General features: G+C 50.8%; 13 protein-coding genes and 1 rRNA gene. 9 read left to right on the top strand and 5 right to left on the bottom strand.

Annotation, left to right across the window (positions count from 1 at the left end; genetic code table 11):
* The first annotated feature begins 6 nt into the window (after positions 1 to 6).
* On the top strand, positions 7 to 405 hold the full coding sequence (locus EFB08_RS15985) for a VanZ family protein (protein WP_165864921.1): 399 nt from the start codon (positions 7 to 9) through the stop codon (positions 403 to 405).
* 7 nt (positions 406 to 412) lie between these two features.
* Entirely contained in the window at positions 413 to 1687 is a 1275-nt protein-coding gene (locus EFB08_RS15990; protein ID WP_123127915.1) for a M28 family metallopeptidase, read from the top strand.
* Between the two features lie 212 nt (positions 1688 to 1899).
* On the opposite strand, the gene EFB08_RS15995 is transcribed toward EFB08_RS15990, so the two are convergent.
* Both EFB08_RS15995 and EFB08_RS16000 read right to left on the bottom strand, forming a co-directional pair.
* Positions 1900 to 3924, bottom strand: coding sequence for a T9SS-dependent choice-of-anchor J family protein (locus EFB08_RS15995; protein WP_165864922.1), 2025 nt, complete (start codon positions 3922 to 3924; stop codon positions 1900 to 1902).
* 134 nt (positions 3925 to 4058) lie between these two features.
* A complete protein-coding gene (locus tag EFB08_RS16000; RefSeq protein ID WP_123127917.1) occupies positions 4059 to 4943 on the bottom strand; it encodes a YicC/YloC family endoribonuclease in 885 nt (294 codons plus the stop codon).
* Between the two features lie 132 nt (positions 4944 to 5075).
* On the opposite strand from EFB08_RS16000, the gene purQ reads away from it, so the two are divergent.
* A complete protein-coding gene (gene purQ, locus EFB08_RS16005) occupies positions 5076 to 5768 on the top strand; it encodes a phosphoribosylformylglycinamidine synthase subunit PurQ (protein ID WP_123127918.1) in 693 nt (230 codons plus the stop codon).
* Positions 5769 to 6010: 242 nt separating this feature from the next.
* Here purQ and EFB08_RS16015 read toward each other — a convergent pair whose 3' ends face one another.
* Positions 6011 to 9229, bottom strand: a complete 3219-nt coding sequence (locus EFB08_RS16015; RefSeq protein ID WP_227006360.1) for a hypothetical protein — start codon at positions 9227 to 9229, stop codon at positions 6011 to 6013.
* Complete coding sequence (locus EFB08_RS23805; protein WP_227006361.1) at positions 9226 to 10302, bottom strand: NAD(P)/FAD-dependent oxidoreductase; 1077 nt, start codon at positions 10300 to 10302, stop codon at positions 9226 to 9228. Before EFB08_RS23805 ends, EFB08_RS16015 begins: the two co-directional genes overlap by 4 nt.
* A 65-nt stretch (positions 10303 to 10367) precedes the next feature.
* On the opposite strand from EFB08_RS23805, the gene EFB08_RS16020 reads away from it, so the two are divergent.
* From EFB08_RS16020 to EFB08_RS16045, 6 genes are all read left to right on the top strand, one after another.
* Positions 10368 to 11018, top strand: coding sequence for an MBL fold metallo-hydrolase (locus EFB08_RS16020; protein WP_123127920.1), 651 nt, complete (start codon positions 10368 to 10370; stop codon positions 11016 to 11018).
* Between the two features lie 39 nt (positions 11019 to 11057).
* Positions 11058 to 11762 (top strand): CDP-alcohol phosphatidyltransferase family protein, encoded by a 705-nt coding sequence (locus tag EFB08_RS16025; protein ID WP_123127921.1) that lies wholly within the window; start codon positions 11058 to 11060, stop codon positions 11760 to 11762.
* Positions 11759 to 12010, top strand: coding sequence for a phosphoribosylformylglycinamidine synthase subunit PurS (gene purS / locus EFB08_RS16030; protein WP_123127922.1), 252 nt, complete (start codon positions 11759 to 11761; stop codon positions 12008 to 12010). Before EFB08_RS16025 ends, purS begins: the two co-directional genes overlap by 4 nt.
* A gap of 89 nt (positions 12011 to 12099) precedes the next feature.
* A complete protein-coding gene (gene porU, locus EFB08_RS16035) occupies positions 12100 to 15957 on the top strand; it encodes a type IX secretion system sortase PorU (RefSeq protein WP_123127923.1) in 3858 nt (1285 codons plus the stop codon).
* Positions 15958 to 15962: 5 nt separating this feature from the next.
* Complete coding sequence (gene porV / locus EFB08_RS16040; protein ID WP_227006362.1) at positions 15963 to 17153, top strand: type IX secretion system outer membrane channel protein PorV; 1191 nt, start codon at positions 15963 to 15965, stop codon at positions 17151 to 17153.
* Between the two features lie 6 nt (positions 17154 to 17159).
* A complete protein-coding gene (locus tag EFB08_RS16045) occupies positions 17160 to 18440 on the top strand; it encodes a M16 family metallopeptidase (RefSeq protein ID WP_123127925.1) in 1281 nt (426 codons plus the stop codon).
* Between the two features lie 266 nt (positions 18441 to 18706).
* Here the strand turns inward: EFB08_RS16045 and rrf are convergent.
* Positions 18707 to 18792 (bottom strand): 5S ribosomal RNA (gene rrf / locus EFB08_RS16050); the annotation flags it as partial.

Here is an 18792-nt window from a genome sequence, read left to right on the forward strand (position 1 = left end):
TCTGCCGTGCGTTTCTCCTATTATGCACTGGCACTGGGGTGGGCAGTCGTCATTCTTGTGTTGACGTTACTGCCCGCTCCTCTTTTACCCCCTGCCCCACAGTGGGACTTTTTCACTGTTGATTCCCTGGTGCATGCCCTCCTGTTTGGGGTGCAGTTGCTTCTCCTTCTCTTCGGGTTACAGCGTGACCCAGCGGTTAGGTTAAACAAACGCCTGCTCACGGGTTCGTTTTTAGCGGTAGTAGCCTTCGGGATTCTGGTGGAAATTCTGCAGGGTTCCATGGGTTTGGGTAGGGCCGCAGATCCTGTGGATGCCCTCAGTAACTCCATCGGCGGAGTTATAGGCTTGGGGCTCTGGTTTCTGTTTGTGCGGCGTTTTGCGGCTGGTTTCCGTAAATCGGGCTAAAAACGAAATGATGACCTTCACCCGCTGGCTTTCCTTTCTTCTCCTACTGATTTCTGTTACAGCGAATGCCCAGGATCTGGCGCGGGTTCGCCAAACCATCTCCGATCTCTCCGCTCCTGCGCTGCACGGCCGTGGGTACGCCTTCAAGGGCGATAGCCTGGCGGCCAATTACCTGCAAAAACAGTTTGAGTCCATTGGCCTGCGCTCCTTCACACCCAACTACAAACAGTCGTTTACGCTTCCGGTCAATATTCTGGAAAACCGCCTTCAACTAGAGATAGACGGCAAAGCCCTGGTACCCGGCGTTGATTTCATAGCCCACGCCGCCACCGGGGCAGGCTCCGGTGAAGGAAGAGTCTACGACATTGACACGTTAATCTTGAAAGATGTAGACGTGGCCCAGCAGTTCCTGACCAATAACCTGCGCAACAAAGTACTGGTGGTCTACCAGCGGCATTTGCAGGAGCTACTTTCGTTGCCTGAACCGTTCCAGCCGCAACTCAAAAGCGTAGCCGCCGTGATTGTACGCCAACCCGGCCCTAAGCTGATGGGCACTGTACGCGGCGAGCAACTGCCCTTCCCGGTCCTGGAGGTGCTGGAGAAATCCTGGCCTAAAAAAGCGAAGAAAGTCACCTTCGCGGTAGATGCCCGGCTAGAGCCCCAGTACCAAAGCCAGAACATCATCGGGTTTGTACCGGGCAAAGTGAAACCAGATTCGTTTGTAGTAGTGACGGCTCATTATGACCATCTAGGCCACCAAGGGAAAAGCCTGTATTTCCCTGGCGCGCACGACAATGCCAGCGGCACGGCCATGTTACTGGAACTCGCCCGCCACTACGCCCAACCCCAGAATGCCCCGGATTTCTCCATCGCTTTCATGGCCTTCGCCGGGGAAGAGGCAGGTCTGGTGGGTTCCCGTTTTTACACCGAAAACCCACTTTTCCCCTTGAACAAAATCAAATTCCTGCTGAACCTAGACTTGATGAGCACCGGCGAGGAAGGAATGATGGTGGTGAACGGCAGTGTCTATCCTAAGCAATTTGCGCTTCTACAAAGCCTGAATCAACAGCACGGGTATCTTTCCCAAATCAAGAGCCGCGGCAAAGCAGCCAACTCAGACCATTATTTTTTCTCAGAGAAAGGTGTACCCGCTTTTTTCTTCTACACGCTGGGCGGCACCACCACCGAGTACCACCACCCCAACGACAAAGCCGAAACGCTTCCGCTAACCAAATTCAAAGAGGTCATGGCTTTGATCCAAGGCTTCATCAAAGCGCTATAGCCTGAAGCGAATTCTGTTTCTGGCCCTCTTTTCTGAAATCGGCTTAAAAGCGTTTCTAAACTTTTACACGTATCAACTGCTTTTAAATTGGCCTTTAAAACAAGCAGCTTTCTAAAACCAACTTTTTGCAGTGCTACCACACAGAAGCGCCTCGGTGGATTTCCTTCAAAGGAGAAACCACCGAGGCGCTTTGAGTATCTGTTGTAGGATGATTACTGCAGGAGGACTACTTTCCGGACCACCACACCTTTGTCGGTTTGGAGCCGGATGAGGTAGAGGCCGTTTGCCTGGTTCTGGAGGGAAAGCTGCAGCGGCTGGTTTCTCACGTGCCGAGGCGTTCTAACTTCCTGCAGCACCTTGCCTACCGCGTTACACACCTGGATGCTAGAGATAGAAGCTTCTGGTGAGTTGATGGAAAGCATACCGGTGGTAGGGTTAGGCGAAACTTTTAAGGCTTGTTGGGCCCGTTCTTCCTCGGCTCCCAACGGGTATCCGTCTACCCTGACATCATCCAGGTACAGGTTATTCTCAAAATCAGTGATGTGCCGGAACTTGAGGAGGATGGTTTTGGAAGAGGCAAAGCTGGCCAAGTCAACCGTCTCCTGCCGCCACTGCGAAGCGGTAGGAACAAACTCCTCATCGGTGTAATACGGTGTGACCGTGGTCAACGCTTTGTCGAATTTCTGGTAGAGGCGTTGATACGTGGCTCCGCAGTCAGTAGAGGCCCAGACTTCAAGGGTATCTGAGAAATCAGTTTCTGAAAGCAGGGAGTACGCCAGCTGGAACGTTAATTTAGGCATGGCGCGGCCAGTTAAATCCAAAGGAGGCAAAATCAACTCATCCACTGCTCCATTCGCCGGATATTGGATGTTCTGCATGAAGGCCGAGGCGGTGCCTATTTTGGCTGCTTTGGTGGTACGTTGCCAGGTAAGGTCTGCGTTCGGGTTATGGATAGTCCAACCGGCGGGTGGAAAAGTAGCGCTTTCAAAACCTTCCTGCAGCGGCAGAGCGGTGCCTTGTACCTGGAAGGAAGTAGAGAGGGCATCGTTGGCGGCGTTTGCGTCTGTCGGGGAGTTGTTTCTGGAGGTTAGGGTAAACGTGACGGTGTGCGCACCAGACAAAACGGTAAGCGCGGGAATGGTAACCGTCGCATTCTGGAAGGAAGCCACGGAACCGGTCCAGTTGTAGGTTTGGGCAGGGCCGTTGTCTACGCTGTACTGAATCTGCGCCGAGGTAAGCGGCTGGCTTCCGCGGTTACGCAACACCACGGTTGGGGTGAAGGAAGTAGCACACAGAATCTTGCCCGGCGAGGTCACTTCAATTAGAGCAGCATCTAAATCAGGGACCTGAACCGCGGTGCAGCCCGGTGAGGAAAGAAGGCCCGGCCGATAGGTGGAAATCGCCTTTTGCATTACATCTTTCTGCCCGGTGGTAAACAGGTTCATGCACGCATCGTTGGTGTAGTCCATGAAGTTCATGAACATATCACTGGTGTTGTTGCAACTGGCGCTGGGGAAAACCGGGCAGCCGGTGTTCTCCGCTTCCTGGGTGGGCGTATCGCTGATCTGGTCGTCGCCGCATTCTTCATCGCCCCAGATGTGGAAAAGGTTAAGCCAGTGGCCTACTTCATGGGTGGTGGTACGCCCCAGGTTGAAAGGCTTGGATACTGTCCCTGTGGTCCCGAAGTACCGGTAATCAATGACTACGCCATCGGTGGTAGGAGAACCAGAGTTAGGGAATTGGCTATACCCCAGCACCGATTCACTGGCGGCAAATCTCACCACCCAAATGTTCAGGTACTGGCTTGTGTTCCAGGCCGCCTTTCCGCCGCTGGCGGCAAACTTCATGGCGTCGTCAACCTTGAAAGTGGTGTTGTTGGTTTTGGTGCGGGTGATGCCGGTGGTAGGTTCCCCGTCAGGAGTGCGCTGGGCCAGGCAAAACTCAATCTCGGCATCGGCGGCCACCCCTTTGAAGGCATTGGGCGTTTTGTCAGTATCGGTGTTCAACCGCCGGAAGTCTTTGTTCAGGACCGCGATCTGGGATTTGATCTGGGCGTCTGAAATATTCTGCGCATCGGTGTTATAGACTACGTGCACTACCACCGGAATAGTGACCACTCCGCCCAAAACCCGTTTCTCGAAAGGGTTTTTCACGCCGGAGCCTGCTGCCTTGGCCTGCTGCTGCAACTGGGCACGCAGGTTGGGCCGCTCGCGTTCCAGGCGCTTCACATTCTCCATGGTTCCGCAAGTGCGGGTCTGGCCAAGGGCTATGCTAAGGCTTGAAACAAAAAGAAGAAAAACAGCGAGTAGTTTTCGGGCCATGGATGTACGCTTTGAGATGATTTTCAGGAAAACAGGCCCAAAACAGTCTCTTACAGAATGTTGTTCAGTTGTTCTTTGATCTTCTCCAGTTCTTCTTTCATCTCTACCACCAAGTGCTGGATGGTGGCGTCATTGGCTTTGGAACCGATGGTGTTGATCTCCCTCCCTATTTCCTGAGAAATGAACGCCAGTTTCTTACCGGTTGGTTCAGGCAGATAGACGGTCTCGGTAAAATAATGCAGGTGATTGACCAGGCGCACCTTTTCTTCGGCAATGTCCAGTTTCTCAATGTAGTAGATCATCTCCTGCTCAAACCGGTTCTGGTTGAAACTCTCAGACGAACTGATCTCGCTCAAATGCCCTTGGATGCGTTGCTTTATCTGCTCCACCCGCGTAGGATCGTGTTTGTCTACCTCGGCCAACAGTATGCGGATGCGGTCAATGTAAGAGATAATCTCGGTGGTGAGCGCCTTGCCTTCATCGGCCCGGAAGGTGTTGAACTTGTCAATGGCTTCCTGCAACAACGGCTGCACCTGCTCCCAGGCAATTTCCTCGGTTTTGGGGTCTTCTGCGGTTTCTGCCTGTAAAACGTCAGGCATATGCAGGGCCAACCTAAACAGATCCGGCGACTGGGCGCCCAGCGCAAGGGCTGCTTGTTCAATCTCGCGGTAGTACTGCGTCAGGAGCTCGGTGTTGATTCTGCTGCGTGAGGCGTTGGCTTTGTTTCGGCTGACCTCAATGGTAAGATTGATCTTGCCGCGCACCAGGCTTTTCCCTATCAGATTCCTGATCTCCAGTTCTTTGTCAGACAAACTGCGCGGGATGCGCAGGCTCAGGTCCATGGATTTTGAGTTTAGCGATTTCAGCTCAATGCTGACCATAGAACCTTCTGTCTCTAGGTGGGCAGCCCCAAACCCGGTCATGGATAAAAGCATAAATACGTGTGTAAGGTAAAGTGTTGAAAAGTAAATTTATGAAAAAAGTGCCACTCTCTCCCTATCTTGCCAACTGCGGTTTCTGAGGGGCTTTCCTTTATGAAGCTCAGGTATTTTCTTTATCTTTGCGCTATGAAATTTGGAGTTGTCGTTTTCCCGGGGTCCAACTGTGACCAGGATGTCATTGATGCGTTGCAACACACTACCCAAAAGGAAGTTGTCAGGCTGTGGCACAAAGACCATGATTTGCAGAACTGTGATTTCATAGTGCTGCCAGGAGGTTTCTCTTATGGTGATTATCTGCGGTCGGGCGCAATTGCCCGTTTCTCGCCTATCATGCAGGAAGTGGTGAAATTCGCCAATTCCGGCGGGTACGTTTGGGGAATCTGCAATGGTTTCCAGATCTTGACGGAGGCTGGCCTGTTGCCAGGCGCTCTGTTGCGCAACACCAGCCAGCAGTTCATCTGCCAGAACGTGTACATTACCCCTGAGAACAACGAAGCCCTGCCTACGGCTTTGTTAGAACCTGGCAAAGCCTACAAAATTCCGATTGCCCACGGAGAAGGCCGGTTTCACGCCGATGCCGATACCCTCAAGCAACTGGAGGACAATGGCCAGATTATGTTCCGCTACTGCGATGCCAACGGTGAGGTAAACGAGTACTGTAACTGTAATGGAAGCTTGCTTAACATTGCCGGGGTCAGCAACAAAAACAAAAACGTATTCGGCATGATGCCGCACCCAGAGCGGGCAGTAGACGCAGACCTGAACAACACCGATGGACGTCTCCTGTTCGAGTCACTTTTACAGGCCGTACAAGCATAACCTATTCTTTTTCGGAGAAACCCGATTGGTCGGTTAACTAATACGATGCCTCTCTGGAAACAGGGAGGCATTCTTATTTTTAGGCTACTTTGGGGAAAACGGCCCCTAAACGCTTTTGCCCTCAATAAAAGCATTTCTAACTATAAAACAGAAGGCCTCCCTGTTTCCAAGGAGGCCTTCTGTTTTATAGGTGTTTTCTGGAAATCAGCCCTGAAATGCTTTCTGGTTATTGATGTCGATCATTAGAAGTCATAGCCCATGGAGAAGTAGAACTTAGGTCCTTCGCGCCGTAGGTTACGCTCACCCCAGGCCATATCAAAACGACCGTAGACGCCCAACAAAGTAGTTCTGGCCCCGAAACCGTAGCCGTACATGAACGGGTTCCGGAAGTTGCGTACAATCACCTCAAACGGAGGTCTAGGTACCGGTTGCGTATTCACCGAGTTATCGTCACTGAACGGGTTTCCGCTGTTGTAGGCGGTTCCGGCATCGAAGAAGCCTACCATTTCCAGGTTCCGGAAGAAGCCCGAGTTGATCGGTCCTTCAAACAGGTACTGGAACAGCGGCAGGCGGAGTTCTGAGTTCCAGAGCACATAACGCGTTCCGTTACGGGCGTTGTAGTTGAACCCGCGCAACGGGGTAGAGAAATCAAGGTAGAAGAAATCGGCCGGGGTGGAGTTGTTGTCATAGACCACGGTGCTGTCCTCAGACGCATTGATCCAGTTGTCTACCCCACCCAACAAGTATTTCTTTGGGGACGGACCGAAGGAATGACCGTAGCTTAACCGGTTCGCCCACACAAACTCACGGTGGATTTTTTGGTAGTGGCGTAAGTCCACGTAGAATTTCCCGAATCCGTTTTGCTTTTCCCCAATACCGTACATGCGGGTAATGCCTACTTTCATGCGGGTTCCTTCGCGCATGTTCATGCCGGTCACCACTGAGTTATCAAATACCAACTCTCCTCCTATCCCGGCGAAGTCCATCACTAAATCTGGCTCAGAGAAGTTCTCGATGACAGTATAGCGGATGTTAGAATAACGGGGCAGGATTTTCACGCTCAGGGCATTGGTCAGCGGATAGCTGAAGGCCGGTAGAATCTCATGCTTGCCTAACCGCCGGATGGTAGCCCCGCTGGCCAGATACACACTCTGCTTCTGATAACCAATGCGGTAATCATAGCGGTTTTTTAGGTTGGAGTACTCGGCGTAGAAGTTGGTGGTCTGGAGATCGGTTAAGGCGAACACCCCACCTCTTATGCGGTAATCCTCAAACAAATCGGCCATGCCCACTTCCATCACAAACCCGAAGCCCAGCAGCGGATCTGCGTGAATAGAGGTAATGAGATTATTTACGCTGAACCGAAGATCATAAGGCCGTGGGTAATTCAACACCAGGGAGTCTGGTGTGTTCATGGCCATGATGGTCTTAGGCTTAGGGGTTGTTGCCGGCTTGGTGGGTGCGGTAGCAACAACGGTACTATCCGTGGCAGTACTGTCGGTGGAAACCCCGGCTACTTGGTTTGCCTGTACGGCCGCCAGAGAGTCGGCGGTGGCTCTGGCGGCAAGGGCCGCGGCTATCCGGGCGTTCTCCTGCTGGATGCGGCGCTGCAGATGGCCTTCCAGTACTTGTTGCCGTTTCGTTTTGAAGGCTTGCTGCCCGATGAGCGGCAATGGCGAGTTAGGGTACCAATACAGGTATTCTTTGGCTCGGTCATTGGCCACAAACGTGAGGTTGCCCGTACGCACGTTGTAGTCATAGGTCTTGATGTTTTGCCGGAAATCGGTTACCCTAGAGATGACACCGGTTTTGACATTATGCCGATACAACGACCGGATACCGGTTTCCTCGCCTAGGTACATAATCTCTTCCTCGGAAATCCCGATGGGCATGAGTTCGTTGGAAGGTGTGTACGTCAATTGCCAGAAACGGCTTTGGGTGTTGTTCGGGTCAAAAAGGTAAATATCGAAATTGTTGGTAACTGCCGTGAACTTGGCCCGGCTGGACTGCAAGGAATCTGCAAGCCGGTTAGAGCTGAACACAATCTGATTGCTGGCTCCCGGTAAAAACGAAGGGTTCAGGTCATCGAATATATCATTGGTCAACTGGCGCACCAACCGACCGTTGCGGTACAGGAACAGGTCACTCTGGCCATTCTTGACAGCACTCAAGACCATCAGTTGACCGTCTTCGGAGAAGTCCAGCCCGGCTACCTGACTGTAGGCGTTTAGCGAAAGCACATCGTTGGATTTCCCCAACAGACTCTTCACGGTGGCTACGCCCGGAATGTAGCGTTTGCCCGCCTCCTGCAATTTGAGTTGCAGTTTGCCGCGCCGCACATCAGAAATACCCAACTGGGACTCTGCTCGCCAGGACAACAGCGGCACGGTGGGGTCAATTTCCTGGTTGGGCATTTTATAGCCGCCCCGGTACACCATGCGTTGGTTTTTAGAAGCCAGGTCACGGATGTATACTTTGTAGGCACCCCGGTCATAAATAACAAAAGCCAGTTTTTGGCCGCTGGGGCTTAAGGCCGGCTCTGAGTACAGGAACTGCCGGGCGTTGCTTTTCTTGATCTTATTGTCTTTGCTCGGTGAAGCCATGGAGCCTTCGGCAAAGGTGTTCATCTGGGTGTAGTAGGCAAACCAGTCGCGCATGAACCGCTTGTAGGGCATGTTCAGGCTACTGGCAATCCCAACTTCAATGTCGCGGGTGATGCGGGTAAGGTTCAGGATGTTCTGGATGGCTGCGGTGCCGTGGCGCTCAGTGATGTAGTTCCAGATGGATTGTCCGGTGACGCGCTGGTTGCGGGCAAACAGAGGATCGGGACGTCTTCCGCCCGTTTTCTGAATCATGTCGCGCATGTAGTCGTCCATCTCCACGCTCCAACCTTCAGCCAGGTAAGCGGCGCAACCAGACACAAACCACTCGGGCAGGCGCAGCAGGTAATTGCTTTGAATTACTTCCTTAAGGCTACCGCCGTACATCATGTCTGAAAGCAGCAACTCAGAGATACGGTAGGTCATCTGGCGCTTCAGCTCAGTCTGGGAGCCTTCAAAGGCCACCTCAATCTTGCTTTTCACAAACAAGGCATCGTTCCCGCCTTTATACGGATCATCTATCAACCCTACATTGCTCTGCTTCATGTCTGAGACAGAGTTGTACATGATGATGGTGATTTTGGAGTAAGGATAGTACCCGATGAGCGAGGTAATGCGCTTCAGTTCCCGCTCGGCGTGCTCGGCGGCGTGGCGGGCCAGTTCGCGGCCGTCCTGCGAGAAGTAGATGTTGAAGTTCTGGGTACTGTAGTATTGCCAGTTAAACCGCTTGTACTGGATCCGGTTCTGCCCGAAATCATCTGGGGCAGTTGCCTGTCCGAAGGTCATGCTAGGTACTCCTAAGCAAAGGAGCAACACAAGAAACCGGCACACATGTAAGAAGCGAGTAGAGAGTTGACTCATGTGTTTGACGTAGATGCTAAATATAACGATAAATACCGGGTAATATTCACCTCTGGCCACAAAGCCGCGCCCTGCTCCAGGGAAGAAATGAACTGCTGGGCCAGCAGCGGCGCCATCAACACTCCTTTAGACCCCATGCCGTTGAAAATTCCTACCTGTGCATGCGCTGGGTGCTGCCCAATCAAAGGTTTCCGGTCTCGTACCGCCGGCCTTATTCCCACATACTGCTTTTCCACGGCAAATGGTTTTTTGAGGATGTCCTGCGCCTTGGTTTCCAGTTCTTCCCTGGCCTCGGGGGTAAGTTCTTCATCTGGGTTCCGCCAGTTGTACGTGGCGCCCACCCGATATTGGTATTTCCCTAAAGGCACAACGTAAACGGCTTTATTATAGATATATGAAGCCTCGAAATCAGGCACATTTATGTCTAAAATCTCGCCCTTGTTCAAGGAGAAAGGCAGCCAGCTGAAAAACGGGTTCTTCGCCCCCTGCGCACCTTCGCAGAAAATGATTTTCTGGGCCTGTACCTGACCGTAGCGCACCCCGTCTGGCAACAATTCTAGTTGCGTTTGGTCAAAAGCTTCCTGCAAGAAAAAACCACGGCTTTGGAGGTCTACCTGACGAGCGTCCAGAAAGAGTTTAAGGGCCACGTACCCGCCCTGCCGGATGAGCAAACCACCCAATTCCTGGTGAACGGATTCAGACGGAGGGAGTTGCAGGTGCGTGGTCTCGATGTAGCCTTCCCAGGAAGCATCGGCACTTTTGCCCATCCAGTTGTTTTGTTCCTCGGGTGTGGAAAACAGCTTTAAAATAGGCTTCCGGAAGAACAATTCTGCGTGGTAGCGCTCCTCCATCTCCTGGTAAAAGGCCGCGGCAGCGGGCAGAAAGTTGTCTACCTGCCAGCTTTTCGCGAACCGCTTTCCGGCCACGGGGTTGATCAGGCCGGCCGCCACCCGTGACGCCGAGTTCTCTTTGCGGGCATCTATCACCAGAACCGTTTTACCGGCTTTTTCCAGAAAACACGTCAAAATCGCGCCGGCCAGGCCGTGCCCCACTACCAGATAATCATAAATCATGTCCCAAGGTACGGCTTGTGCCGCTGAAATCTGTAACTTAGAGCCTGCAAAATAAGATGTGATCCATGGCTGCCACTGGTCTGCAAGTAAAATTCTTCACGTTCAACCCGTTCCAGGAAAATACCTACGTGCTTTATGATTCTACCAAAGAGTGCGTGATCATTGACCCCGGCTGCGCCGATAAAGAGGAACAGCAGGAACTACAGCAATTTATACAAACAGAAGGCCTGAAAGTGGTGCGTCTGCTGAACACGCATTGCCACATTGACCACGTGCTGGGAAACAAATTCGTAGCCGATACCTATGGCGTGCCGCTGGAGATTCATGAGGAAGATCTGGCTGTGCTGCGTGCCGTGCCCACCTATTCTGCTGCCTATGGCTTTCCGCAGTACCAGGAGGTTTTACCGGAGAAATTCCTGAAAGAGGGCGAAAACGTAACCTTCGGGGAAACCGAGTTGGAGGTGTTGTTCACGCCCGGCCACGCCCCCGGTCACGTGGTATTTTACCACCCACAAAGCAAAAACCTGATTGGCGGCGATGTCCTTTTCCAGCGCAGCATTGGGCGCACCGATTTACCCGGAGGTGATTACGCCACCCTTATCCAGAGCATCCGCACCAAATTATTCTCCCTTCCCGAGGATGTAACCGTATACCCTGGCCATGGCCCTTCTACTACCATTGGGGAAGAAAAAGCCAGCAATCCGTTTTTGAGCTAATTCTCTTAAAACAGGCTCAAAACAGACCTTTACAATTCTATGAAGAAACACATTCCTAACTTCATCACCTGCCTTAACTTATTGTGTGGATGCCTTGCTCTGGTAGCGGTTTTTCAGCAGGAGCTGATCACGGCTGCCGGCTGGATTGTAGCTGCCGCCGCTCTGGATTTCATGGACGGCATGGTGGCCCGCGTGCTCAACACCTATTCTGAGATCGGCAAGCAATTAGATTCTTTGGCCGATATGGTTTCGTTTGGTGTGGTGCCCGGCGCAGCCATGGTGCAGATGATCGCCCAGGCCATTGAAACCGGCGGGTATGACTTACCGGGATTCCTGCCTTACTCTGGATTCTTGATCACCATTTTTTCCTGCATCAGGTTAGCGAAGTTTAACATTGACACGCGTCAGATTTCTTCTTTCATTGGCGTGCCCACCCCGGCCTGTACGCTGTTCATCATGTCATTGCCGTTGATTTTGGCAAATGATGATTTCGGTTTATCGCCAATTATCATGAATCCTTTTGTGCTGCTGGCGATTACAGTTCTGTTTTCATATCTGCTCATTGCCGAGTTGCCGCTTTTTGCGCTTAAATTCAAAAACGCCTCTTGGAAAGGCAATGAGGTGCGGTTTATTTTCATGGGGCTTTCCATTCTTTTCCTGGCAATCCTTAACTTTACCGCAGTTCCTTTAAATCTCGCGATTTACATTATTTTATCCTTTTTCAATAAATCTTCTTCCTTATGAAATTCACTGCCGAAATAGACATCATGCCGCACACAGAACTGTTAGATCCTCAAGGAAAGGCCGTGATGTTGGGCTTGGAGCATTTAGGCCTGGAGCAGGTTTCTGATGTAAGAATTGGCAAGCACATTCGTTTACAGTTAGAAGCGGAAGATGAAACTGCCGCTGCCCAGAAAGTAGAAGAGGCTTGTAAGAAGTTACTGGCCAACATGATTATGGAGTCTTTTTCTTACCGTCTCACAGCCAACTAAGCATCTTGCATGCAGGTTCTCCTCTCCGTTTCCTGAGCTGAACCTATGAGAGAAGGACTGTGTTGCGGCGTAATATTTTACCCGCGTACATGCATCTTGTAAGAAAGCTTCTTCTGGCCGCGGGCCTTTGGGTGGCAGCCTTTACCGGTTGGGCCCAAACCCCTGAAACGCGCACCATCACTTGGCGTTCGGCACCGGCTAGTCCTTCTACGGGGACTACGGCTGCGGCTGCCCTCCCGGGTTTTGAAGAAGCTGCGTTTCTTGGCCGCGAGGAGATTCCCTACTACATTTTGTCTCTCCCCAATGCGCGGGTTTCCTCCTTTGAGTTTACCAACTTAGAGTTTGGACCACTCACCGAGGCAGAAATGCGCTCTTTTCCTAAAAAGGGCCTTAAAACAGAACTGCAGACTTCTATCAGTACGGGTACGGCCAACCGGGTGCCCACTTCGGTGGTGGCCTTCCAGCCCTTTCGGCTGAACCCGCAGACGGGTGCCGTAGAGAAACTGCTCAAGTTCAGTTTTCGTTCTATTTCCGGAAACAACCTCAGAAAAGGCCCGGGCCAATCTTCGGTTCGCCGCGCCTACGCTTCCCGCTCCGTGCTGGCTTCCGGCGATTGGTTTAAGATTGGGATTCCGGCCTCGGGCATGTACAAACTGGACCGTGCCGCTCTGCAGTCCATGGGCGTGAACCTGCAGAACCTTGATCCACGCAAACTTCAGCTATTCGGGAACGGCGGCGGAATGCTTCCGCAGGCCAATGCGGCACCGCGCCATGATGACCTGGTAGAAAACGCGGTCTGGGTAGAGGGCGAGCAGGACGGCTCCTTTGACAACAACGACTTTCTCCTTTTCTACGGCCAAGGCCCCCACACCTGGTCCGAGAACCTCATTATTGGGCAATCCCCGTTTGTCCATTCCCTTAACCTGTATTCAGACACCACTTATTACTACCTCACCGTAGGCACCTCAGCGGGACTTAGAGTCAATCAGCAGGCTCCTCTGCCCGGTTCTTTTCCAGAGGTAAATACCTATGATGAGCGCTGGTTCCATGAAGTAGACCTCCGCAACATGGTGAACTCCGGCCGGGAATGGTTTGGCGAAGAATTCAACTCGTTTGCGCTGCAGCAGAACTTCGCCGTGCCCGCCTCTGACCTGGTGCCCAACAGCACCGTTTGGTTTACCTCGGCGGTAATGGCCAACTCGCCAGATAACAGTTCTTTCTCGGTGCGGTTGAACAACACGGCGCAGGGCACGCACTTTGTTCCGGGCCGAGGGTCTTACAATTATCATCCGGAAGGCGTCACCAACGTGTTGTACTTTTCCCCCAAGCTTGCGTCGTTGGCCTATACCAATGAATTGAATATCTCCTACACCTACCAGCCTGGGAACAGTTCTTCGGCGGCAGGATATCTCAATTATTTCACCTTGTCTGCCCAGCGGCAGTTGAAACTGTACGAGAACCAAACCAGTTTCCGATCTTTGGCCAGTAAACAGAACGCAGTCACTACTTTCCTGGTGGGGGGAATTACTGCTCCTGATGCACAGGTTTGGGACATCACGGATCCGTTAAAACCGGTTAAACAGCTTCTCTCCCTTAGTAATGGAACGGCCCGTTTCTCGGCCAACAGTCAGCAACTCCGCGAGTACCTTGCCTTTCAAGGCTCTTCTTTCCCTGTACCGGCCATCTTGGGAAAAGTAGCAAATCAAAACCTGCACAGCCTTAATCTGGATGGCAAGCTGGATTTGGTCGTCATTACCCCAACCTCTTTTCTGCCGCAGGCTCAACGGTTGGCGGCGCACCGGCGCACGCTCTCCGGACTGGAAGCAGAAGTCATAGAGCTGCCCAAGATCTACGAGGAGTTCTCCTCCGGCAAGCAGGACATTACGGCCATTCGGGATTTACTGAGGATGCTGTATGAGCGCAGCGCCAAACAAGGAGATGACCTGATTCAGGTAGTGTTGCTGGGAGATGCTTCCTTTGACCCTAAACGAAGGCTCCAGCAGAACACCAACTTCATCCCGATTTACGAGTCGCGCCAATCGCTTGACCCCATTCTGTCTTACTCTTCAGATGACTACATCGGGTTTCTGGATGAAGAGGAAGGTGAGTGGTCTGAGGTAGATTTCTCGCTGGCTCATCTACTAGACGTAGGCATTGGCAGACTGCCTGTTAAAACAAGTTCAGAAGCCGATTTGATGATTGATAAGATCATCCGGTACGAGGGTGAGCAATCACTGGGAAACTGGCGTAAACGGCTTATTTTCCTAGCAGATGATGGCGATTCCAACGAGCACTTGAACGACGCAGACTACCTTGCCGAGTATGTGGAACGCAACAACCCCAACTACTTACCCCAGAAGATTTACCTGGATTTGTATCCGCAGATCTCGGTGCCTAATGGTCAGCGCTCGCCAGAAACAAACCGGGCTTTGCGGGAAGCCATTGAAAAAGGTGCCTTGGTGACCAATTATACGGGTCATGGCAATGCCCTGAGCCTCGCCGATGAACAGATCTTAACCATCAACGAAATCCAGAGCTGGAAAAACCAGAACAAGCTTACGTTCTTTCTAACCGCGACCTGTGAGATTGGCCGCTACGATGACCCAAGACGTAACTCAGGCGCAGAAACTGCTTTGTTCCACCCAGACGGAGGAGCCATCGGGCTCTTGACGACCACGAGACCGGTGTACTCAGATGGGAACCGAGCCTTGAATACCAACTTCTTCAATTTCCTTTTCACTCCCCTTTCTGATGGTTCCATGCCTACGTTAGGTGACCTTACCCAACAGACCAAAAATGCGAGCCTTTTCGGGGTCAATAACCGGAACTTCGCTCTGTTAGGTGACCCCGCTATGCGACTGGCGTACCCGGCTCTGCAGGTGGTACTCTCCAAACTGAACGGGAAACCTGTTGCGGTTGCAGCCACAGATACCCTTAAAGCGCTTTCCAAGGTAAAATTAGAAGGATTCGTGCAAAACAATCAGCAACAGATAGTCGCAGATTTCCAGGGCCAGATCCACATCACCGTTTATGACAAACAGGCAACGCTTACTACTTTGGGTGATCAGAATGCTAAGCGCCAGGTCTTGAACCGCAGCAACGTGCTTTATGATGGCCTAGCCAGTGTGAAGAATGGCGTTTTTGAAGTGACCTTGGTAATCCCGAAAGATATCAACTACCAGATTGGGGCTGGCAGCATTCATCTGTATGCCTCCTCTTCTTCGCAGGATGGCCACGGGGCAACGACTGTTCCCGTAGGAGGCGCCAACACAGATATAGCCGCCGATAATACCCCTCCGCAATTGACGCTTTACATGAACGATGAGTCTTTTGTGTCTGGGGGCACTACCGGCACCGATGCTACCTTGCTGGCTCACTTATTTGATGATAATGGCATTAATACCGCAGGCGCAGGCATTGGACACGAGATTACCGCCATTCTGGATGAGAAATCTTCTGAGCCCATCATTTTGAATGAGTTCTACACCGCTGATGTAGATTCCTACCAATCAGGTAAGGTGCGGTACTCCTTAAAGGATGTAGCACTGGGACCACATACCCTGTCTTTAAAAGCCTGGGACACGCATAATAACTCCAGTACCACTAAAATTGAGTTCATAGTGGCTTCTACTGAAAAATTAGCGTTAGACCATGTCTTCAATATCCCTAACCCTTTTATCAATAAAACCACCTTTCACTTTGACCATAATCGACCGGGGCAGGAATTGGATATACTTATTCAGGTTTTTACCGTATCAGGGAAACTGGTGAAGTCCATGCACGGATTTAGCGACGGGAAGGCGCATTTTTCTGACCTTACCTGGGATGGCCGGGATGACAGCAATGATATTTTAGCCAAAGGCGTATATATATATAAAGTGAATGTACGTTCTCGTCTAGATGGAGCTAGTACATCTCGTTACGAAAAGCTAGTTTTACTTAAATAACACACTTGATACACAAACTCTACCGCATGAACTGCACCTTCTTCAGATCTACCCTCTTTGTTCTGTTTCTAGTCTCCGGGGCTAGTCTTTCCTCAAATGCCCAAACCACTATTGGGCAAAGTACAGAGTATAGACCTATCACTACGGCGGTGCCCTTTTTATCGGTTTCCCCAGATGCCCGCGCAGCCGGGATGGGTGACGCTGGGGTAGCTACTACTCCAGATGCTAATACCTTATTCTGGAATTCGGCAAAACTTGGGTTCATAGAAGATGACCTGGGGGTATCATTATCTTATACTCCATGGCTGTCGAAGATTGTGAATGACATGTCCCTAAGCCAGCTTTCAGCGCACAAGAAAGTAACGCAAAACTCTTCTATCGCTTTATCCTTGCTCTACTTTGACTTGGGAGAGTTGAACTTCACCGATGCTTCAGGAAACGCCATTCAGAACTTCAACCCGAAAGAGTACGCTATCAGCTTAGGATATGGTCAGAAACTTAGTGAAAATTTGAGCTTAGGAGTTGGCGCTCGGTTTATCCATTCTAATCTTTCAGGGAATGTAAACGTAGGCTCCGGAGGAAACGTGATAGGGGAATCGCAGCCAGGCAACTCTGTTGCCGTTGATTTAGGTGTGTATTACACCAAAGACTTAGCGATGGGAGGCAAAAACTACAATCTGTCATTCGGCGGGAACGTGTCTAACATTGGTGCCAAGATCTCCTATACTACTGCTGGCAGAAAAGACTTTTTACCAACTAACCTAAGACTGGGCACTGCCTTCACTATGGAGCTGGATCCATATAACAAGATTACCCTTGCCGTTGACGGGAATAAACTTTTGGTGCCTTACACCCAATCAAACGATCCGGCGGCCAATGACCAAACCAACGTCTTCTCAGGAATCTTCAAATCCTTCACAGATGCTCCTGGTGGCGGTACTGAAGAAGTGAAAGAAATCACGGTATCCTCTGGTCTAGAATACTGGTATGACAATATGTTTGCTGCCCGTGCAGGCTACTTTTACGAAAACGAGCTGAAAGGAGGCCGTCAGTACTTCACTATGGGTCTGGGTATCAGATATCAGAAATTCGGTTTTGACGGTGCCTACATGATCCCAAATGATCAAAACAACCCTTTAGCACAAACTTTCCGTTTCTCGCTTCATTTCAGATTAGACGAACCCGCCGCCGAATAAAACAATATGCTTTTAAACCGCACCATTGCTCCTGCCATAGCAGAACTCTCATCAGATTTATCTATTACTCCAGAAGTAAAGATAACCCCCTCAGGAGCCCGCTTACATATCTTTGAAAACAACATTCAACCTGTAGTACGGGTTGAATTTGTTTTTAAAGCCGGTAAGTGGTTTCAAACAAAGCCAGGAGTAGCATCCTTGACGGCTAAAATGCTTAAGGAAGGCACCCGACTGAACTCTGCTAAAGAACTAGCCGATGCCATAGATTTCCATGGTGCCTCGCTGGAAGTGAACCATGGGTTTGATCGGGCTACGGTTACCTTGTATTGCTTATCAAAATTCCTTCCTTCCTTGCTCCCCCTTGCCTTCGAGATAATACAGCAGCCTTCTTTCCCGGAGACTGAGTTCGCCCTCATGAAGCAACGGGTAATCCAAACTTTGGCGGTAGACAAACAAAAGAACAGCTATTTAGCTACCGAATCCTTTACTATTGCGGTCTATGGAAAAGACCATCCGTACGTTTCCTCAATCTCAGAGGAAGAGATTGCAGCATTACAGGTAAAAGACCTTATTAGCTTTCATAATGAGGCTTATTCCTTCTCGTCTGCCGAAGTATTTATCACTGGTGATATTGATCAATCTGGTATCAACACAATCCTTGCAGGGCTATCAGGAGATGGAACTTCAGCCGCTCCATCACCTACCATATCCAATACTATTCCTCAGGTTGGTTTACTACCCGTAACTACTCAGAACCAGATGCAAGCATCCATCCGGGTGGGGAAACCTATCATACGGCCTATCCATCTTGATTATCCCGCTCTTTATTTATTAAACCATATCCTTGGGGGTTATTTTGGCTCAAGGTTGATGAAGAACATTCGGGAGGATAAAGGTTTCACTTATGGAATTTACTCTTCTCTTTCCCACAAAGAACGAGATTCTCTGTTCTTTATAGGGGCAGATATCAAAGGAGACAAAATAAGGGAAACTCTGGAGGAGATTTCCAAAGAGATTCACCTCTTGAAGGTTGAAGAGGTTCATGAGGAAGAGTTTGCGACGGCTAAGAAACACCTGGCAGGAAAATTCCTCTCTGACCATGCTACAATCTTTGACAAGATGGACAAATACAAGTCTAATGTCTTACTAGGTCTACCGCCAGACTTCTACAGCCAGTTGCTTGCTTCTGTACAGGAACTCTCCCCTGAAGAAGTTACAAGAGCAGCCAATAAACACCTACCAGAAGATACCTTACTGAAGGTAGTCACCGGAGGTAAGATGGAATAAGTAGATACAGGCATAAAAAAGGCCGGCTAATTTTAGAATTAGCCGGCCTTTTTTATGCCTATGATTTTTGTAGAGCCATTAACTAACAAAAAAGAAAATTCTAGTCTAAGCAAATAGGGACTCCTTATAATTGAGCTTAAAGCCCCGGCAACCATCTCCCTCCTCGGTTCCGTTCCATCTAAACCCCTCCCCCGGTTCCCTCCTTCTACCACGCGAAGAACCCCTCGCTACACTGCTGCAGGGAGGGGTTCTTGCTAAAAAAAGGGGGTTGGCGGCTACCTACTCTCCCGCGTGTGACCGCAGTACCATCGGCTCGGCGGGGCTTAACTTCTCTGTTCGGAATGGGAAGAGG

Origin of the sequence: Rufibacter latericius (assembly GCF_003721515.1) — a bacterium.
Lineage (GTDB): Bacteria > Bacteroidota > Bacteroidia > Cytophagales > Hymenobacteraceae > Nibribacter > Nibribacter latericius.